Genomic DNA, 17391 nt, shown 5'->3' with positions numbered 1-17391 from the left:
TATTTATACATAAAACGTTTATTAACTCGCCATGATAATTTAGCGGCTTATAATTTAATAGCGGACGCTTTATTTTCTAATTCAGAGCGATGGAATAACGTTACTTAAGTGAAATTATTTTTAATTGCTGTCAAAACAGTATGTTGGGAGTGTTTTTGAAAACAGGGAAGTTGTCCTTAATAGACACATTCAGAAATAAACTATTGCAGTTTGTGCTATATAGGGTGGGAATATTTCGCTGCAATTAATTACGTGCGTTGTCAGTTTCTGTCAATTTAACGCCGCAGGCAAAGTTGCATAAGGGCAATATAAGCGGAATACGTCACCCTCTCTAATGTTATAAATAATATTCTCAAGTGTGATCACATTTTAAATTTATGTTAATTAATAGCCGAACGTGGCGACCCCGGCCAGAAATAAAATGTCTATTTACGGGTGGCATACCAGCACAGTAATGACCCGGCGCAAACCATTAATGCTCCTTGCCAGAATGAGAATGAAAGCGGCGAGCTCAGCACAATAGCCGCCAGCGCGGCGGAAAGTACCGGAGTGAAGTAGGAGACGGCTGCAAGCACCGTCACGTTACCGTGGAGGATCCCAATATTCCAGGCGGCATAGCCGAAGCCTAGTGCAACGCCGCACATCAGCAGCTTCACTACTACCGGCACGCTGAACACCATATCGGGCTGGTCGCTTAGGGCATATTTCACCCACAGGCTTAAGGCGGTCAGCAGGACGAATAGGGTAATGCCGTTTTGCCCTCTGGCATACCTGCTGGTGACGGTGCAGTAGGCGGCCCAGATAAAGGCGCCGGCAAATGCCAGCCCGTAGCTCAGCGGGCTGGAAACGATGTTGTGCATGATGTCGTGAACGTGCAGCCCGTTTTCGCCGCCTAAGACCCAGCCCACGCCCAGCAGGGAGATCGCTAAGCCGGGGATCACCCACAGGGTGGATTTTTGCCCGTTGAACAAAATGGCGAACACAATCGTCAGGCTTGGCCAGAGATAGTTGACCATGCCCACCTCTATTGCCTGCGAGCGTGTCGCGGCAAAACCAAGCGACAGGGCAAGGCACATTTCATAGCTGACAAACAGGACGCTGCCCGCAATGAGATAGCCTTTCGAAAACCGTTTAATATCCGGGAAACCTACCGTCGCCAGACACAATAACCCGCTGACGGTGTAGATCATCGCTGCGCCTCCCACCGGGCCCAGTCCCTCACTGACGCTGCGGATGAGACCCACCATGGTGCTCCACAGCAGTATGGCCGCCAGACCAATCAGCGTTGCTTTTTTTCTGTCCATTACCCTGCCAGTCTTATAAAAATCAAAGGGTAAACTTATAGCATCTAACCCATTCACCAGGCGAATTTTCTGTTTCGCGGTTAACCCGAAAGGAGTAATAAATCATACCGGCGGTGACTATTAAGGGGGCGAAGTTCGGCGACCTTGATTTGACGCAAAAAAAACAGGGGCTTTGCTGTTAGTTTGCGGCGCGAAGTCTTTTCAGATAACGAGGACAGCAATGGACGTCAGCCGCAGACAATTTTTTAAAATCTGCGCGGGCGGTATGGCCGGAACAACAGCCGCAATGCTGGGATTCGCTCCCAAAATGGCGCTGGCTCAGGCACGCAACTATAAACTGCTGCGTGCGAAAGAGATCCGTAACACCTGCACATACTGCTCCGTGGGTTGTGGGCTATTAATGTATAGCCTGGGTGATGGCGCGAAGAACGCCAAAGAAGCGATTTATCATATTGAAGGGGACCCGGATCATCCGGTGAGCCGCGGGGCACTTTGCCCGAAAGGGGCGGGACTGCTGGACTACGTTCACAGTGAAAATCGCCTGCGCTATCCGGAATACCGTGCACCGGGTTCCGACAAATGGCAGCGCATCTCCTGGGACGAGGCCTTCTCCCGTATTGCAAAACTGATGAAAGCGGACCGCGACGCCAACTTTATTGAAAAGAACGAGCAGGGCGTCACGGTTAACCGCTGGACCTCCACCGGGATGCTGTGCGCGTCTGCGGCAAGTAATGAAACCGGCATGCTGACGCAGAAGTTTGTGCGCTCCCTCGGCATGCTGGCGGTAGATAACCAGGCGCGCGTCTGACACGGACCAACGGTAGCAAGTCTTGCTCCAACATTTGGTCGCGGTGCGATGACCAACCACTGGGTTGATATCAAAAACGCTAACGTCGTGGTGGTGATGGGCGGTAACGCCGCTGAAGCCCATCCGGTGGGTTTCCGCTGGGCGATGGAAGCGAAAAATAACAACGATGCGACGCTCATCGTCGTCGATCCGCGCTTTACGCGTACGGCATCGGTGGCGGATATTTATGCGCCGATCCGCTCCGGTACGGACATTACGTTCCTTTCCGGCGTGCTGCTGTATCTGATTGAAAACAACAAAATCAACGCGGAATACGTTAAGCACTACACCAACGCCAGCCTACTGGTGCGGGAAGATTTCGCCTTTGAAGATGGCCTGTTCAGCGGCTATGACGCGGAAAAACGTCAGTACGATAAATCGTCCTGGAACTACCAGTTCGACGAAAACGGCTACGCGAAACGCGACGAGAACCTGGCCGATCCGCGCTGCGTGTGGAATTTGCTGAAGCAGCACGTTTCCCGCTACACGCCGGACGTTGTTGAAAACATCTGCGGAACACCAAAAGCCGATTTCCTGAAGGTGTGTGAAGTGCTGGCTTCCACCAGCGCCGCCGACAGGACCACCACGTTCCTGTATGCGCTGGGCTGGACACAGCACACCGTCGGGGCGCAGAACATCCGCACCATGGCGATGATCCAGCTGCTGCTCGGCAACATGGGCATGGCCGGTGGCGGCGTGAACGCGCTGCGCGGACACTCCAACATTCAGGGCTTAACCGACCTCGGCCTGCTGTCAACCAGCCTGCCGGGCTACCTGACGCTGCCGTCCGAGAAGCAGAGCGACTGGCAAAGCTGGCTTGACGCCAACACGCCGAAAGCGACGCGTCCGGATCAGGTGAACTACTGGAGCAACTATCCGAAGTTTGCCGTTAGCCTGATGAAATCCTTCTACGGCGACGCGGCGCAGAAGGAAAACGACTGGGGCTTTGAGTGGTTGCCGAAATGGGACCAGGCGTATGACGTCATCAAGTATTTCAACATGATGGATAAGGGCGACGTCACGGGTTATATCTGCCAGGGCTTTAACCCGGTTGCGTCATTCCCGGATAAAAACAAAGTCGTTCGCAGCCTGAGCAAGCTGAAGTACATGGTGGTTATCGATCCGCTGGTCACCGAAACGTCTACCTTCTGGCAGAACCACGGTGAATCGAACGATGTCGATCCGGCAGCGATCCAGACCGAGGTCTTCCGCCTGCCATCTACCTGCTTTGCGGAAGAAGATGGTTCTATTGCCAACTCTGGCCGCTGGCTTCAGTGGCACTGGAAAGGGCAGGATGCGCCGGGCGAAGCGCGTAATGACGGCGAAATTCTGGCCGGCATATACCATCGTCTGCGCGAAATGTACCGCACCGAAGGCGGCAAAGGCGCCGAGCCGCTGCTGAAGATGTGCTGGAACTACAAGCAGCCGGATCGTCCCGAGTCCGAAGAGGTGGCCAAAGAGAACAACGGCGTGGCGCTGGCGGATCTCTACGACGCCAGCGGCAACCTGGTGGCGAAGAAAGGCCAGCTGTTGAACAGCTTCGCGCTGCTGCGTGACGACGGGACCACCGCCTCGTCCTGCTGGATCTACACCGGCAGCTGGACGGAGCAGGGTAACCAGATGGCTAACCGCGATAACGCTGACCCGTCAGGCCTGGGCAATACCCTGGGCTGGGCCTGGGCGTGGCCGCTGAACCGTCGCGTATTGTACAACCGTGCATCCGCCGACGTGAACGGTAAGCCGTGGGATCCGAAACGCATGCTGATCGAGTGGAACGGCACGAAGTGGACGGGGAACGATATCCCGGACTTCAATACCGCCGCGCCGGGAAGCAACACCGGGCCGTTTATCATGCAGCCGGAAGGGCTGGGACGTCTGTTTGCTATCGACAAGCTGGCGGAAGGGCCGTTCCCGGAACACTACGAGCCAATGGAAACGCCGCTCGGCACTAACCCGCTGCACCCGAACGTGGTGTCCAGCCCGGTAGTGCGCATCTATGAAGACGACGTGCTGCGTTTAGGTAAAAAGGACAAGTTCCCGTATGTCGGAACGACCTACCGCCTGACCGAGCATTTCCACACCTGGACCAAGCACGCGCGGCTTAACGCTATCGCGCAGCCGGAACAATTTGTGGAGATCAGCGAAACGCTGGCTAAAGCGAAGGGCATTGCCAACGGCGATCGCGTGAAGGTGAGCAGCAAGCGTGGCTTTATTCGCGCGGTGGCGGTGGTGACCCGTCGTTTGCAATCGCTGAACGTGCACGGCCAGCAGGTCGAGACGGTGGGTATTCCGCTGCACTGGGGCTTTGAAGGGGTAGCGCAGAAAGGCTATATCGCCAACACCCTGACGCCAAACGTCGGCGATTCCAACTCGCAAACGCCGGAGTACAAAGCGTTTCTGGTCAACATCGAGAAAGCGTAAGGAGCGATTAAATGGCGATGGAAACACAAGACATTATTAAACGCTCCGCGACCAACCCGATAACCCCCGCGCCTCGTGCGCGGGACTACAAGGCAGAAGTCGCCAAGCTGATTGATGTCTCCTCCTGCGTGGGCTGTAAAGCCTGCCAGGTGGCTTGCTCGGAGTGGAACGATATCCGCGACGAGGTAGGGCACTGCGTCGGGGTTTACGATAACCCGGCTGACCTGAGCGCCAAGTCCTGGACGGTGATGCGCTTTAGCGAAACCGACCAGAACGGCAAGCTGGAGTGGCTGATCCGCAAAGACGGCTGTATGCACTGTGAAGATCCGGGCTGCCTGAAGGCGTGCCCGTCTGCTGGCGCCATTATTCAGTACGCCAACGGCATCGTCGACTTCCAGCAGGACAACTGCATTGGCTGCGGCTACTGCATCGCGGGCTGTCCGTTTAATATCCCGCGCCTCAATAAAGAGGATAACCGGGTATACAAATGCACGCTGTGCGTCGATCGCGTCAGCGTCGGCCAGGAGCCTGCGTGCGTGAAGACGTGTCCGACCGGGGCGATCCACTTCGGCACCAAAAAAGAGATGCTGGAAGTGGCGCAGCAGCGGGTGGATAAGCTCAAAGCGCGCGGCTATGACAAGGCAGGGATCTATAACCCGCAGGGCGTGGGCGGTACGCACGTCATGTATGTTCTGCACCACAATGACCAGCCGGAGCTGTATCACAATCTGCCGAAAGATCCGGCGATCGATACCTCAATCAACCTCTGGAAAGGGGCGCTTAAACCGCTCTCTGCGGCGGGCTTTATCGCCACCTTTGCCGGGCTGATTTATCACTACATTGGTATCGGGCCGAATAAAGAGGTGGATGACGACGAGGAGGAGCATCATGAGTAAGTCGAAAATGATAGTGCGCACAAAGTTTGTCGATCGCGCCTGTCACTGGACGGTGGTGATCTGCTTCTTCCTTGTGGCGGTATCCGGCATTTCGTTCTTTTTCCCGACGCTACAGTGGCTTACGGAAACCTTCGGGACGCCGCAAATGGGGCGCATTCTGCATCCGTTCTTCGGCGTGCTGATTTTCGTGGTGCTGATGTTTATGTTCGTGCGTTTCGTTCATCACAACATCCCTGACAAGCAGGATATTCCCTGGGTTAAAGGGATTGTTGAGGTACTGAAAGGCAACGAGCATAAGGTCGCGAAGGTAGGCAAATACAACGCCGGGCAGAAGATGATGTTCTGGACCATCATGAGCATGATTTTTGTGCTGCTGGTGACCGGGGTGATTATCTGGCGACCGTATTTTGCGCACTATTTCCCGATTCAGGTGGTGCGCTATGCACTGCTGATCCACGCGACGTCAGCCATTATTTTGATCCATGCCATCCTGATCCATATGTATATGGCATTCTGGGTGAAAGGTTCAATTAAAGGCATGATTGAAGGGAAGGTAAGCCGTCGCTGGGCGCAGAAGCACCACCCACGCTGGTACCGGGACGTTGAGCGTCTTGAAGCGCAAAAAGAGAGTTCAGAAGGGATGAAGTAAATGCCCTGCGCCGTCGGCTTTGCCCGGCGGCGCTGCGCTTGCGCGACTTTGAGCTACGTATTGGTAATTAACGCATCAATTCCTGCAAGAACGCTGCCTCTTGCGCTGCGAAGATTACATACATAATTTTTATTGTTTAGTTTCTTTGTCTCCACGTGTGTGATGTTTGTTGTATTCAGAAACAATGTCTGGAAATCAATATTCACCAGCGGCGTTGCAGCGTTTAAATACCGCCTTAAATGATTCTGATAGCTTAACGGTAAGATAAGTCTTGTTGATAATTCCTCATAATAGTCGTGCTGAATAATCATAAAGTAGGGATGATATTCACGCGTTTTGTCTGAAGGATTGCGATACACGTCAAACTGGAAACACATCAAATCCCTCCGAAATAAGGGTCATCCGATAATAATCCGGCTTTGGCTGTTAACTCATTCATGACCTTTATGAATTCCCGATCCTGTTGACGTTGCCTTGCGCGCTCTGCTGCCGAAGAGGCCGGGCAAGGCTTTTTTCCTGTGAGGTGCTCTGTTCTGGCGCACGTTTCTGAGCGGTTTGGTTTCATGCTTGCTCCTATGTTGGTGCGGTCATTATCAACCGCAGCCAACAAAAAACAATACTGATCCCCCTGGTAATCTACATTATGCGAGCGGCATTCCAGTAATATCAAAACCGCTCTGCAATATACCGGAAGGGATATTTTGTTGGCTTCACTTTGCCGATTTTTCGTTTCGGTAAATCCACCTTGTCGACGTGAACGTCTTTATAAGGGATCTGCGAAAGCAGATGCGAAATAATATTCAGCCGCACCCTTTTTTTGTCTTCTGAACGCGCCACAAACCACGGCGCCCAGGCGGTGTCGGTCGCTTTAAACATGGCGTCGCGTGCGAGGGTATATTCATCCCACAGATTGAAAGATTTAATGTCCATTGGAGACAACTTCCAGATCTTGCGACCGTCGTTAATGCGGTCGCGCAGGCGGCGCTCCTGCTCTTTTGGCGTGACCTCAAGCCAGTATTTCAGCAAAATGATCCCGGCATCGACCATCGCTTTTTCCATCACCGGTGTTCCATCAAGAAATTTTTCGACCTGCTCTTCGGTACAGAAACCCATTACCTTTTCCACGCCTGCGCGGTTGTACCAGCTGCGGTCGAAAATCACGATTTCACCGGCAGAGGGCAGATGGGATACGTAACGCTGAAAATAGAGCTGACTTTTCTCTTTATCGGTAGGGGCCGGTAGCGCAACGACGCGGAAAACCCGAGGGCTGACGCGCTCGGTGATGGCTTTGATGGTGCCGCCTTTACCGGCGCCGTCCCGTCCTTCAAAAACAATACAGACCTTTAACCCTTTGGCGACCACCCATAGCTGGAGCTTAACCAGTTCAACATGGAGGCGGCGAAGTTCTTGCTCATACGCTTTGGTTTTGAGTGGCGCATTTTTAGCGACATCATCAACAATACGGGTTTTCTTCTTACTGACCATGGTGGGTCTCCCTTTGTGTGCGGTCGCGGAATCGAGGCCGTACTAAGAGTGTAATCGACCTGAATGAATGGATTAATGTGTCAGAAAGTTGATTTGAACTGGTTCACCATACAAGTTTATTCAATAATGCTCGCTGCATATTTTTCAACAGTGGTTGCGGTATGAAAAAAACAATTTTTTCGTTAGCACTGGCTACCTTTGGCCTGGGGATGGCTGAATTTGGCATCATGGGCGTGCTGACAGAGCTGGCTCATGACACGGGAATTTCAATTCCCTCCGCCGGGAATATGATTTCCTTTTATGCTTTTGGCGTGGTGATCGGCGCGCCGATTGTGGCGCTGTTCTCCAGCAAATTCTCGCTGAAAACCACGCTGCTGTTTCTGGTGGCGATGTGCGTCGTCGGTAATGCGCTCTTTACTTTCTCTGACTCGTACGTAGGGCTGGCAGCGGGGCGGTTGATCTCTGGTTTCCCGCATGGCGCGATTTTCGGTGTGGGGGCGATCATCCTGTCAAAAATTGCACCGCCGGGAAAAGTAACGGTCGCTGTGGCCGGGATGATAGCCGGGATGACCGTTGCCAATTTGCTTGGCGTCCCGCTCGGGACGTGGCTGGGACATGAATTTAACTGGCGTTACACCTTCTTTTTAATTGCGGTTTTTGACGCCCTGGTGATCCTGTCTGTCCTGCTCTGGGTTCCCTCTCTCTATGACAATTCCACCACCCGCCTGGCAGAGCAATTCCACTTTCTGAAGAAGCCTGAACCGTGGCTGATATTTGCCGCAACGATGTTTGGTAACGCCGGGGTGTTTGCCTGGTTTAGCTTCGTGAAGCCGTTTATGGTCAACGTGTCAGGCTTCTCCGAGGGCGTTATGACCGCGATCATGATGCTGATGGGGCTGGGTATGGTGCTGGGCAATCTGCTCAGCGGGAAGCTATCGGCGCGCTTTAGCCCATTGCGTATTGCCGCCACCACCGACCTGGTGATTGTGGCTTCGCTACTGTTACTGTTTGCGTTTGGCGAACTGAAAACGGCCTCGCTGGTGATGGGATTTGTCTGCTGCGCCGGGCTGTTTGCGCTCTCTGCGCCGCTGCAAATTCTGCTGCTGCAAAATGCGAAGGGAGGCGAGATGCTGGGGGCCGCAGGCGGGCAAATGGCGTTCAATCTCGGCAGCGCGATTGGCGCCTGTTTTGGTGGAATGATGATTACCCTTGGCTTTAGCTGGAGTTATGTCACGCTCCCGGCAGCGATCTTATCCTTCTCCGCGATGACCTCACTGCTGCTGTATGGCCACCGGTGCGCTAAAAAGCGTCAGGCCAACGCGGGGGCATTGGCCTGATTTCACACGTTGCCCGCAGGTCGCGGCACGTAAGCGTGAACTACACAAATTTCGCCAGCGGGTCAGCGGCGGCAAATGCGACCGCTCTGTCTGCTGCTGGCGGGTAAATCAGTTCGTTGGTGATGGCCACTTTGATTTTCTTGCCCTCATCGCGCACGGATTTAACACGCTGTTCCCACCCCTCGGTGTACACCGCGCCCCAGCCACCCAGATCCAGACAGGTAACGTAATTCACCTGACGGTAAGGGTACGGCGCCAGATTTAACAGGCTGGCGGCGGCGTTATGTCCGGCGAATTTTCCCAGCTGGATCGCGTGCTGGCATGTCATGAGCGCCGTGTTGCCCACGTCATCCGTTTTAGCATGCGCCATATCACCCGTCGCGTAAACTTCCGGATGCGCAGGCACCTGCAACGTGTCGGTGACTTTGAGACGTCCCTGCGAGTCGCGTTCCCCGGTAACGTGCTGGCTGAGGGGGTTCGCTTCGACACCTGCCGTCCACACCACGGTAGCGCTGGCAATGCGCTCTCCGTTTTTGAGCGTCACGCCGCAGGCATCAATGGCTTCAATTTCACTGTTTAAACGCCATTCAACCCCCAGCGCGTTGCTGGCTTCTTCAATTGTGTTACGCAGCGCCTGGCTGTAACGTCCGCCAAGGGTTGCACCTCTTTCAACTACGATTACTTTGGTCTTCGTATCAGCACCGAAACGAGTGCGGAGTCGGGCTGGGAGTTCCGTTGCCAGCTCAATGCCGGTAAAACCGCCGCCGCACACTACCACGGTATTACGCTCCGGGGAGGAAGGGCGTGTAGCCAGGGCGTCCAGGTTTTGCTCGAGCAGCCTGGCGGATTCAAGCTGGTCGATATCAAAGGCGTATTCCGCCAGGCCGGCAATAGGGGGACGCTTAGTCTGGCTACCGGTTGCGAGGATCAGGCGTTCGTAGGTGACTTCAGCTGTGGCGCCGTTTGAATCGCGATAAAAAACGGTTTTTGACGTTGTATCAATGCGTTGTGCTTCACCCGAAATAAACGCAATATCGAGCTCAGCAAACAGATCGGTCAGCGGCGCGACCATCGTTGACACATTTTCCTCATAAAAGCGGGGGCGAACGCGCAGTTCCGGGACGGGGGCCAGCACGGCAATGTTAAGGCTGTTGTTACCCGCCAGAGCAGAAAGACGCGCGGCGCTGACCGCAGCCCACATGCCGGAAAACCCACTACCCACAATTAAAATCTGCTTTTTCATACTCGATCCTTTTGATCGTCAGGCCGTATGTCTGACATAACTGCCACTATACTTGTCGTAGTTAACTGCGACAACTTTTTTCTGAGTTAAAAATCGTTATAATGCAGCGAACGATAACCCGGAGTAAGCCATGGCGTTTTACAGTTCTGGTGTGGAATACGGCATTCACAGCCTGATGTGTATGGTGGATGCTAAAGGTAATGAGCGTGAGATGAGCGTCCGGGAGATGGCGGCCTTGCAGGGCGTGCCGTACGACTATCTTGGAAAGATCTTCACCCGATTGTCCCGTGCGGGGCTGGTTATCAGCACCGAAGGCAAAGGGGGCGGGTTCCGGCTGGCGCGTCCGGCAGAGTTGATTACCGTGCTGGACGTGGCGCATGCCATCGACGGCGAGAAAAATATGTTTGAGTGTCGGGAAGTGCGACAACGCCTGGCGGTGTTTGATGAAACGCCACCGGCCTGGGTGTGCGACGGCCCGTGCGGGGTGCGGTCAGTTATGGACAGCGCGCAGCAGCGGATGGAAGAGGAGTTAGGGCGCCATACTATTCTCGACCTGGCACGTAAAATGTACCGAAAAGCGCCGGACACGTTCCAGATTGAAGTTCAGGAATGGATTTCCGATCGGCGTTCGTCCACGTGAAAGGCCGGGCAGGGCAAAGCCGCCACCCGGCAACTGCCGTTTAAGAACGTAAATCAATCACCATACGTCCACGGATCTGGCCCTGTTCCATCTCTTTGAAGATGGCGTTGATATCTTCCAGCGGGCGCATCGTGACTTTCGGAACCACCTTACCTTCCGCGGCAAACTGGAAGGCTTCGAGCAGGTCCTGACGGGTACCTACCAGGGAGCCCACCACCTGAATACCATCCAGCACCAGACGAGGAATATCCAGGATCATCGCTTCCGGCGGCAGGCCAACGGCCACCACGCGCCCACCGGCGCGAACCGCGTCAACGGCAGAGTTGAAGGCCGCTTTCGCTACCGCCGTCACCACCGCCGCATGGGCGCCGCCGGTTTTCTCCTGAATGACTTTTGCCGCATCTTCATTGCGGGAGTTCACGGTTAAGTCTGCACCCATGCTGGCAGCCAGTTTAAGCTGTTCATCGTTCACATCAATGGCGATGACTTTTGCATTAAAGACGTTTTTCGCGTATTGCAGGGCGAGGTTACCCAATCCGCCCAGACCGTAGATCGCAATCCACTGGCCGGGTTTGATCTCGGACACTTTTACCGCTTTGTAGGTGGTGACCCCGGCGCAGGTGATGCTGCTGGCCGCAGCAGAGTCCAGCCCCTCCGGGACCTTAACCGCGTAATCCGCGGTTACGATGCACTCTTCCGCCATGCCGCCGTCAACGGAGTAACCCGCGTTTTTCACGTCGCGACACAGGGTTTCGTTGCCGGTATTACAATATTCACAGTGGCCACAGCCTTCGAAGAACCACGCCACGCTCGCACGATCGCCTACTTTCAGCGAGGTGACGCCCGGACCAATTTCTTTGACGATACCAATCCCTTCGTGGCCGAGGATCACCCCGGTCTTGTCGCCAAAATCGCCATTTTTAACGTGGAGATCGGTATGGCAAACGCCACAGCACTCCATCTTCAGCAGCGCTTCACCATGCTTGAGCGCGCGTAAGGTTTTCTCTGTAACGTTAACCTGATGATCCTGAGTGACAACAGCAGCCTTCATGTGTTTCTCCTTTTCATGATGAGTATCTGCATTGCAGGTGTAATACCCATTAAGGATTAATACTTTGGCGCAGTAATGCAAGGCAGCCGCAACATAATGTCATCATTTAGTGCAGTATCAGATTAAGAATACGGCGATCCTCTAATAATCAGTAGGGGAAAACACTGACATCAAAAAAGACCCGGCGTAGCGACCGCCGGGTACAGATTTACAGTTGGGCTTCTATCACCTCAATCTCTTTTCGCCATTGCGCCTGCAACTGCGGTTTTTGATGTTTGGGCTTGCGCGCCAAGTCTTCTTCCAGCAGCGTTTCCAGCGCGACCAGGCGTTCGAGCAAATCATCAGACGCAGCAGGTGGTGCGTTCAGCGCTGATATCGACGGTTCGGGGACAACCGGACCGGTCCCCTCGCGCAGACGATCGAACACCGCCTCCGCATCGTGCCATTCACTCAGCCTGCCGTCCTCAATCAGCCAGAAACGGTTACAGCTCTGGCCGATCAGTTGACGGTCATGGCTTACCAGCAGCACGCCGCCTTCAAACTGTTGCAGGGTAACAGCCAGCGCGTCTTTGCCTTCCATATCCAGATGATTTGTCGGTTCATCCAGCATCAGCAGGCTATAGCGGGCAAGCGTCAGGCCGACGAACAGCAGGCGCGAACGCTCCCCGCCGCTCAGCGTACTGACTTTTTGCCCGTGCCGCGCCCACGGGAAGCCGGCACTGATGAGCGCCATTTTACGGGTCTGCGGATCTGGCGCGAAAGGTTCCAGCGCATCCAGCAACGCAGCATCGTCCGGCAGCTGGTGCAGGGTCTGGTCGTAGTAGCCGACCGAGACGCGCGGATGACGCTTAAGCCTGTCGTCTACAATCTCGTCGCGAAAATGACGCCAGATAAGCTTCATCAGCGACGATTTACCGCAGCCGTTACGCCCCACAATCGCCACGCGATCCCCACTTTTAAGCCGCGCGCTGTCGAGGGTAAACAGCGCTGGCAGACCCGGCTCCGGAGGCACGCCGAGGTCGGTTATTTCCAGCAGGCGATCGGCCCGCAGCGCGTCCCCGCACAGGGTTAAGGTCCACGGGCTTCCCGCCGTCAGTTCCGTCTGGTTTTCTTTCAGCCGTTCGACCTGTTTCACCATCTGCTTAGCCTTACGGGAGAGATCTTCGTTGTCGTAGACCTTGCCCCAGGTCGCGAGGCGTTTGGCGCTGGCCGTTACGCGGTCGATCTCTTTTTGCTCTGCCTTGTGGCGCTGCGCATCGCTTTCGTCTTTCGACTCCAGCGCCTGACGGGCGGCAGTGCAGGGAAGGGCGAAGTAGTGCAGTGTTTTATCGCGCAGGATCCAGCTGCCGTTGGTTACCGCGTCCAGCAGCTGTCTGTCGTGAGAGACCAACACAAAGCTGCCGGACCAGCGCTGTAAAAACTGCTCCAGCCACAGCAGGGTCGGCAGGTCGAGGTGGTTGCTCGGTTCGTCCAGTAACAGCAGATCCGGATCGTTTATCAGCGCTCTCGCCAGCAATAAACGCGTATGCTGACCGCCGCTCAGCGTGGCGGATTGCAGCGCCGTTTCCTGCGCCGTAAAGCCCATTTCGGCCAGCAGCGTCTCGGCCTTCCAGCGCAGACTGTCGCGCTCAGCGGTCGGCAGCTGCGCCAGCACTGCATCCAGCATGGTCAGGGGATAAAGGGTCTCTGGCAGATGTTGTTCCACGCGCGCCAGCAGGCAATGTCCCGCCAGTGAAACGGTTCCGGCAGCAGGGGACTGCGTCCCGTCGAGGATTTTCAGCAGCGTACTTTTTCCGCAGCCGTTATCACCCAGCAGGCCAATGCGATCGCCTTTTCTCAACGTAAAGGAGGGAGAGTCGAAGAGCGTGCCAAACGCGGTATCAACACGTAAAGAATGTGCAGTGAGTAGAGTGCTCATTGTTGCTTACCCAGGAGTTACAGGCATGTTTATGCCTCGTCAAACATCGCTGACGATAACTCAGTAAGCCCGAGAGAAGGGATTCAAGAGGTTGGTGTCTTCGCTCAAGCGGAAGTTATCGCAGCACGATACCGATAACGCTTGAGCTGGTGCGATCACCAAATGTATGTGAAACATTGAAAATTTCACAGTACAGCATAATTGGCCTCCTTATAAGTTAAGTGATTATTAGTAACCATCACTATACAACTTTTTCATAAATTGAACATACTACTGCGGCAAAAAGAGATATCTACGGTTACGGATACAGAACAAAGCGCGTGATGTGATAAAAGGAAGGGCAGCGTCGCTGCCCAGAATCATCTTTTTCGTATAAGCAAATACAGGGATAGCGTGATTACAGACGCAATGAATATGGCCATGCCGAAGAAAATATACAAAACAAAATCCATGATCTTTTCGTCGCCATATATTTCAAAAAGCTCCGCAAAAACGTACTGCGTGTCTGGTGGAACAATCTTGTATAGTGTCAACATTGACAGAAACACGACTATACACCACAGCAACACAAGGAATACCGCCTTCATCAATAGACCTGCACAACGCCATGTGCAATCATGTAGTTCCCCAATTGCTGCCCTCCAGTTCGAAGTAAGGCTGATGCCAGAACCTTAAAATCGCTCTGACTATAAAGTGTAATACAACCCTTACTTAAGCCAGATGGCCCGATAGGGTGTAACCGGAATTCACCTCGCCTTACACCTTTCACAAAAGTCTCATCATTTATCAGTCCGTCGTCGCGATATAATGCAAACCATTCGCTCCGGTTCGAACCGGTGAAAAATGCGCTTACACTATCCTTAGTTTGAGTATACCAACCCCCTAATCCACGTAAAAGTATGTAATAGCGGCCAGGTGGGAGTGGGCCGATATCAGGTATATTTGCGCTTTCTGCACGGTTCGTTGCGTCACCATTCCCTGAAAATGCAGGAAAAAAGCCAACTCCGGGCACAGACAAAGTAGCGTACGTACCTCCGTTGAGGTGGAAAAAGCACTGTAAGAGATTCATGATCTGTCATTCCACGAATCAGCAAAGATGATATTACCGTCACAGTGTCGCCATGTGATCTTCTCGTAACGGAGGGAAATATTTTCTAAATGATTGTGTTTTTCCATTGCTGGATTTTTTACGTCATGCATCACCGGGCATATTGAGACCACTTTAACGTTCTCAAGGAACATGTTGAAGTATTCGACCTCTTGACCAGCATCATTGATTTTGTACCACTTAAATTCGGCACTGTTTAGCGTTTGGCCTTTTGCTACAGCCTTGTATAAGTAAGGGCTGGAACTGTCGAACTCCTTTTCAAAAACCAGAGCGCTATGCATGCGCGTACCCGTGATTTTTCCTGTCATATTATCTGTCGGCAGATGCAGCCCATGACCGAATCCTAATACTTCAATACTGCCCTCGCGATCTTGCACATCAACCGCGCCTTTGATGTTTGCGCCGCCGTCATCTTTCAGCCATAGATATGCCGGGATTGCCATTTCAAAACTCCTTTTTCAGTGAATGAATTTAGTGATGCAAAACATTACTAAACTCTTAAAAAAATCTGTTTGTTAGGCAGGGAATGTTATATAAAATTTTTATATTTCAAAAGGATATGTATTTTTAATTAGGTATGCATTTTTCAGATGATCGATCCTGCTGCATTGATAAAGCAAAATTATCATGAGTGACTTTCAACAAAGCATTTTTAAACAGGGTTAAGGGAATTAGAGGAAAAAGGGAGAAGGGACTTCACGTTCCCTCTCCCTTTTGAAGAGAGGGAACGTTCGAAACTCCGATTTAAATCGAAGTACGACGATAGCTACGGTATTCCGGCATCCAGAAATTATCGTCAATTGCCTGCTGCAACGCATCGGCAGAGGTTTTCACCGCTACGCCTTGCTGCTGCGCCATTTTGCCCACCGCAAAGGCAATGGCACGGGACACCTTATGTATGTCCTTCAGCTCCGGCAGTACCAGTCCTTCACCGTTGTTCACCAGCGGAGAGTGACCCGCCAGCGTTTCGCTCGCGGACATCAGCATTTCATCGGTGATGCGTGATGCGCCGGAGGCGATGACCCCCAGGCCAATACCCGGGAAGATGTAGGAGTTGTTGCACTGCGCGATGGGGTAGAGTTTGTCCTTCCACACCACCGGATCGAACGGACTGCCGGTCGCGACCAGGGCGTTGCCTTCGGTCCAGGCGATGATGTCCTGCGGCGTTGCTTCCACGCGTGAGGTCGGGTTTGACAGCGGCATTACGATAGGACGTTCGCAGTGCTTGTGCATTTCGCGAATGATCTCTTCCGTAAAGAGGCCAGTCTGCCCGGACACACCAATCAAAATGTCCGGCTTGACGTTGCGCACCACGTCCAGAAGCGAGAGCACTTCGTTGTCGGTATCCCAGTTTTTCAGGTTCTCGCGCTTCTGCACCAGTTTGGTCTGGAACGGAAGCAGGTTCGGCATGCCGTCGGTCAGCAGGCCAAAGCGGTCCACCATGAACACGCGGGAGCGGGCCAGCTCTTCGCTCAGGCCTTCACGCTGGGTCTGAGCGATAATTTGCTCGGCGATGCCGCAGCCCGCAGAACCCGCGCCCAGGAAGACAATTTTCTGATAGCTAAGCTGGCTGCCTGCCGCACGGCTCGCGGCAATCAGCGTACCGACGGTCACGGCCGCGGTGCCCTGAATGTCGTCGTTGAACGAGCAGATCTCATCGCGATAACGGTTAAGCAGCGGCATGGCGTTTTTCTGCGCGAAGTCTTCGAACTGCAACAGAACGTCCGGCCAGCGGTGCTTCACGGCCTGAATGAAATCATCAACAAACTGATAGTACTCGTCGTCGGTAATGCGCGGATGACGCCAGCCCATGTACAGCGGATCGTTCAGCAGCTGCTGGTTGTTGGTTCCCACGTCCAGCACCACCGGCAGGGTATAGGCCGGGCTGATGCCGCCGCAGGCGGTATAGAGAGAAAGCTTACCGATAGGAATACCCATCCCGCCAATGCCCTGATCGCCAAGGCCAAGAATACGTTCGCCATCGGTCACCACGATCACTTTGATGTTGTGGTTCGGCACGTTTTGCAGAATGTCGTCCATGTTGTGACGGTTCTGATAGGAGATGAACACGCCGCGGGAACGGCGGTAGATCTCGGAGAAGCGTTCGCACGCCGCGCCGACCGTTGGGGTGTAGATCACCGGCATCATCTCTTCGAGATGGTTCTGCACGAGGCGGTAGAAAAGGGTTTCGTTAGTATCCTGGATATTACGCAGGTAGATGTGTTTATCGATTTCGGTTTTAAAGCCCTGATACTGGATCCAGGCACGTTCTGCCTGTTCTTCAATGGTTTCAACCACTTCAGGCAGCAGGCCCAGCAGGTTAAAGCTGCTGCGCTCTTCCATGCTAAAGGCGCTGCCTTTATTCAGAAGAGGGAACTCCAGTAAAACCGGACCGGCGTAAGGAATATAAAGGGAACGATGTTTTTTCAGTTTGTTGTCCATGTCACTCACTCTTTTTAAGAAGATCCGTCCCTGACACTGCTGTTTGTCAT

Annotated in this window: 14 protein-coding genes; 5 read left to right on the top strand and 9 right to left on the bottom strand. The window is 53.7% G+C overall.

From position 1 onward, the window contains the following. Positions 1-425: 425 nt before the first annotated feature. Positions 426-1304, bottom strand: a complete 879-nt coding sequence (gene yddG, locus IM300_RS13275; RefSeq protein WP_193036885.1) for an aromatic amino acid DMT transporter YddG — start codon at positions 1302-1304, stop codon at positions 426-428. A gap of 220 nt (positions 1305-1524) precedes the next feature. On the opposite strand from yddG, the gene fdnG reads away from it, so the two are divergent. From fdnG to fdnI, 3 genes are read left to right on the top strand one after another with little or no spacing between them, the layout of a single operon-like run. Next, complete coding sequence (gene fdnG / locus IM300_RS13270) at positions 1525-4572, top strand: formate dehydrogenase-N subunit alpha (protein ID WP_193036883.1); 3048 nt, start codon at positions 1525-1527, stop codon at positions 4570-4572. Between the two features lie 11 nt (positions 4573-4583). Continuing rightward, positions 4584-5468 (top strand): formate dehydrogenase subunit beta, encoded by an 885-nt coding sequence (gene fdxH / locus IM300_RS13265; protein ID WP_003857048.1) that lies wholly within the window; start codon positions 4584-4586, stop codon positions 5466-5468. Beyond that, complete coding sequence (gene fdnI, locus IM300_RS13260) at positions 5461-6117, top strand: formate dehydrogenase-N subunit gamma (RefSeq protein ID WP_193036881.1); 657 nt, start codon at positions 5461-5463, stop codon at positions 6115-6117. Before fdxH ends, fdnI begins: the two co-directional genes overlap by 8 nt. Before the next feature lie 53 nt (positions 6118-6170). On the opposite strand, the gene IM300_RS13255 is transcribed toward fdnI, so the two are convergent. After that, positions 6171-6494 carry a CcdB family protein gene (locus IM300_RS13255; protein WP_193036879.1) on the bottom strand — a complete coding sequence of 108 codons (324 nt, stop codon included), beginning with the start codon at positions 6492-6494 and terminating at the stop codon, positions 6171-6173. Between the two features lie 289 nt (positions 6495-6783). After that, positions 6784-7602, bottom strand: a complete 819-nt coding sequence (gene ppk2 / locus IM300_RS13250; protein ID WP_102751144.1) for a polyphosphate kinase 2 — start codon at positions 7600-7602, stop codon at positions 6784-6786. Between the two features lie 161 nt (positions 7603-7763). On the opposite strand from ppk2, the gene araJ reads away from it, so the two are divergent. After that, on the top strand, positions 7764-8939 hold the full coding sequence (gene araJ, locus IM300_RS13245) for an MFS transporter AraJ (protein WP_107535400.1): 1176 nt from the start codon (positions 7764-7766) through the stop codon (positions 8937-8939). A 40-nt stretch (positions 8940-8979) separates the two neighbouring features. On the opposite strand, the gene IM300_RS13240 is transcribed toward araJ, so the two are convergent. Then, the gene (locus IM300_RS13240) at positions 8980-10182 is read right to left on the bottom strand and encodes an NAD(P)/FAD-dependent oxidoreductase (RefSeq protein WP_193036877.1); all 1203 of its coding nucleotides are present in this window, start codon (positions 10180-10182) and stop codon (positions 8980-8982) included. 130 nt (positions 10183-10312) lie between these two features. Between IM300_RS13240 and IM300_RS13235 the strand changes: the two genes are divergently transcribed. Then, on the top strand, positions 10313-10822 hold the full coding sequence (locus IM300_RS13235; protein ID WP_063451263.1) for an Rrf2 family transcriptional regulator: 510 nt from the start codon (positions 10313-10315) through the stop codon (positions 10820-10822). 40 nt (positions 10823-10862) lie between these two features. Here IM300_RS13235 and adhP read toward each other — a convergent pair whose 3' ends face one another. From adhP to IM300_RS13210, 5 genes are all read right to left on the bottom strand, one after another. Beyond that, positions 10863-11873, bottom strand: a complete 1011-nt coding sequence (gene adhP / locus IM300_RS13230; RefSeq protein WP_193036875.1) for an alcohol dehydrogenase AdhP — start codon at positions 11871-11873, stop codon at positions 10863-10865. A gap of 208 nt (positions 11874-12081) precedes the next feature. After that, the gene (locus IM300_RS13225; protein WP_193036873.1) at positions 12082-13791 is read right to left on the bottom strand and encodes an ABC-F family ATP-binding cassette domain-containing protein; all 1710 of its coding nucleotides are present in this window, start codon (positions 13789-13791) and stop codon (positions 12082-12084) included. A gap of 586 nt (positions 13792-14377) precedes the next feature. Beyond that, the gene (locus IM300_RS13220) at positions 14378-14860 is read right to left on the bottom strand and encodes a DUF2778 domain-containing protein (RefSeq protein WP_193036871.1); all 483 of its coding nucleotides are present in this window, start codon (positions 14858-14860) and stop codon (positions 14378-14380) included. After that, positions 14857-15342 (bottom strand): Hcp family type VI secretion system effector, encoded by a 486-nt coding sequence (locus IM300_RS13215; RefSeq protein ID WP_193036869.1) that lies wholly within the window; start codon positions 15340-15342, stop codon positions 14857-14859. Before IM300_RS13215 ends, IM300_RS13220 begins: the two co-directional genes overlap by 4 nt. A 301-nt stretch (positions 15343-15643) precedes the next feature. Continuing rightward, a complete protein-coding gene (locus tag IM300_RS13210; RefSeq protein ID WP_003857058.1) occupies positions 15644-17341 on the bottom strand; it encodes an NAD-dependent malic enzyme in 1698 nt (565 codons plus the stop codon). Positions 17342-17391 lie beyond the last annotated feature (50 nt).

The sequence above is a fragment of the Enterobacter cloacae complex sp. I2 genome, from assembly GCF_014896205.1.
Taxonomy (GTDB): Bacteria; Pseudomonadota; Gammaproteobacteria; order Enterobacterales; family Enterobacteriaceae; genus Enterobacter; species Enterobacter quasihormaechei.
Note: the sequence above shows the minus strand (reverse complement) of the source record. Positions and strands in the feature narration are given on the sequence as shown.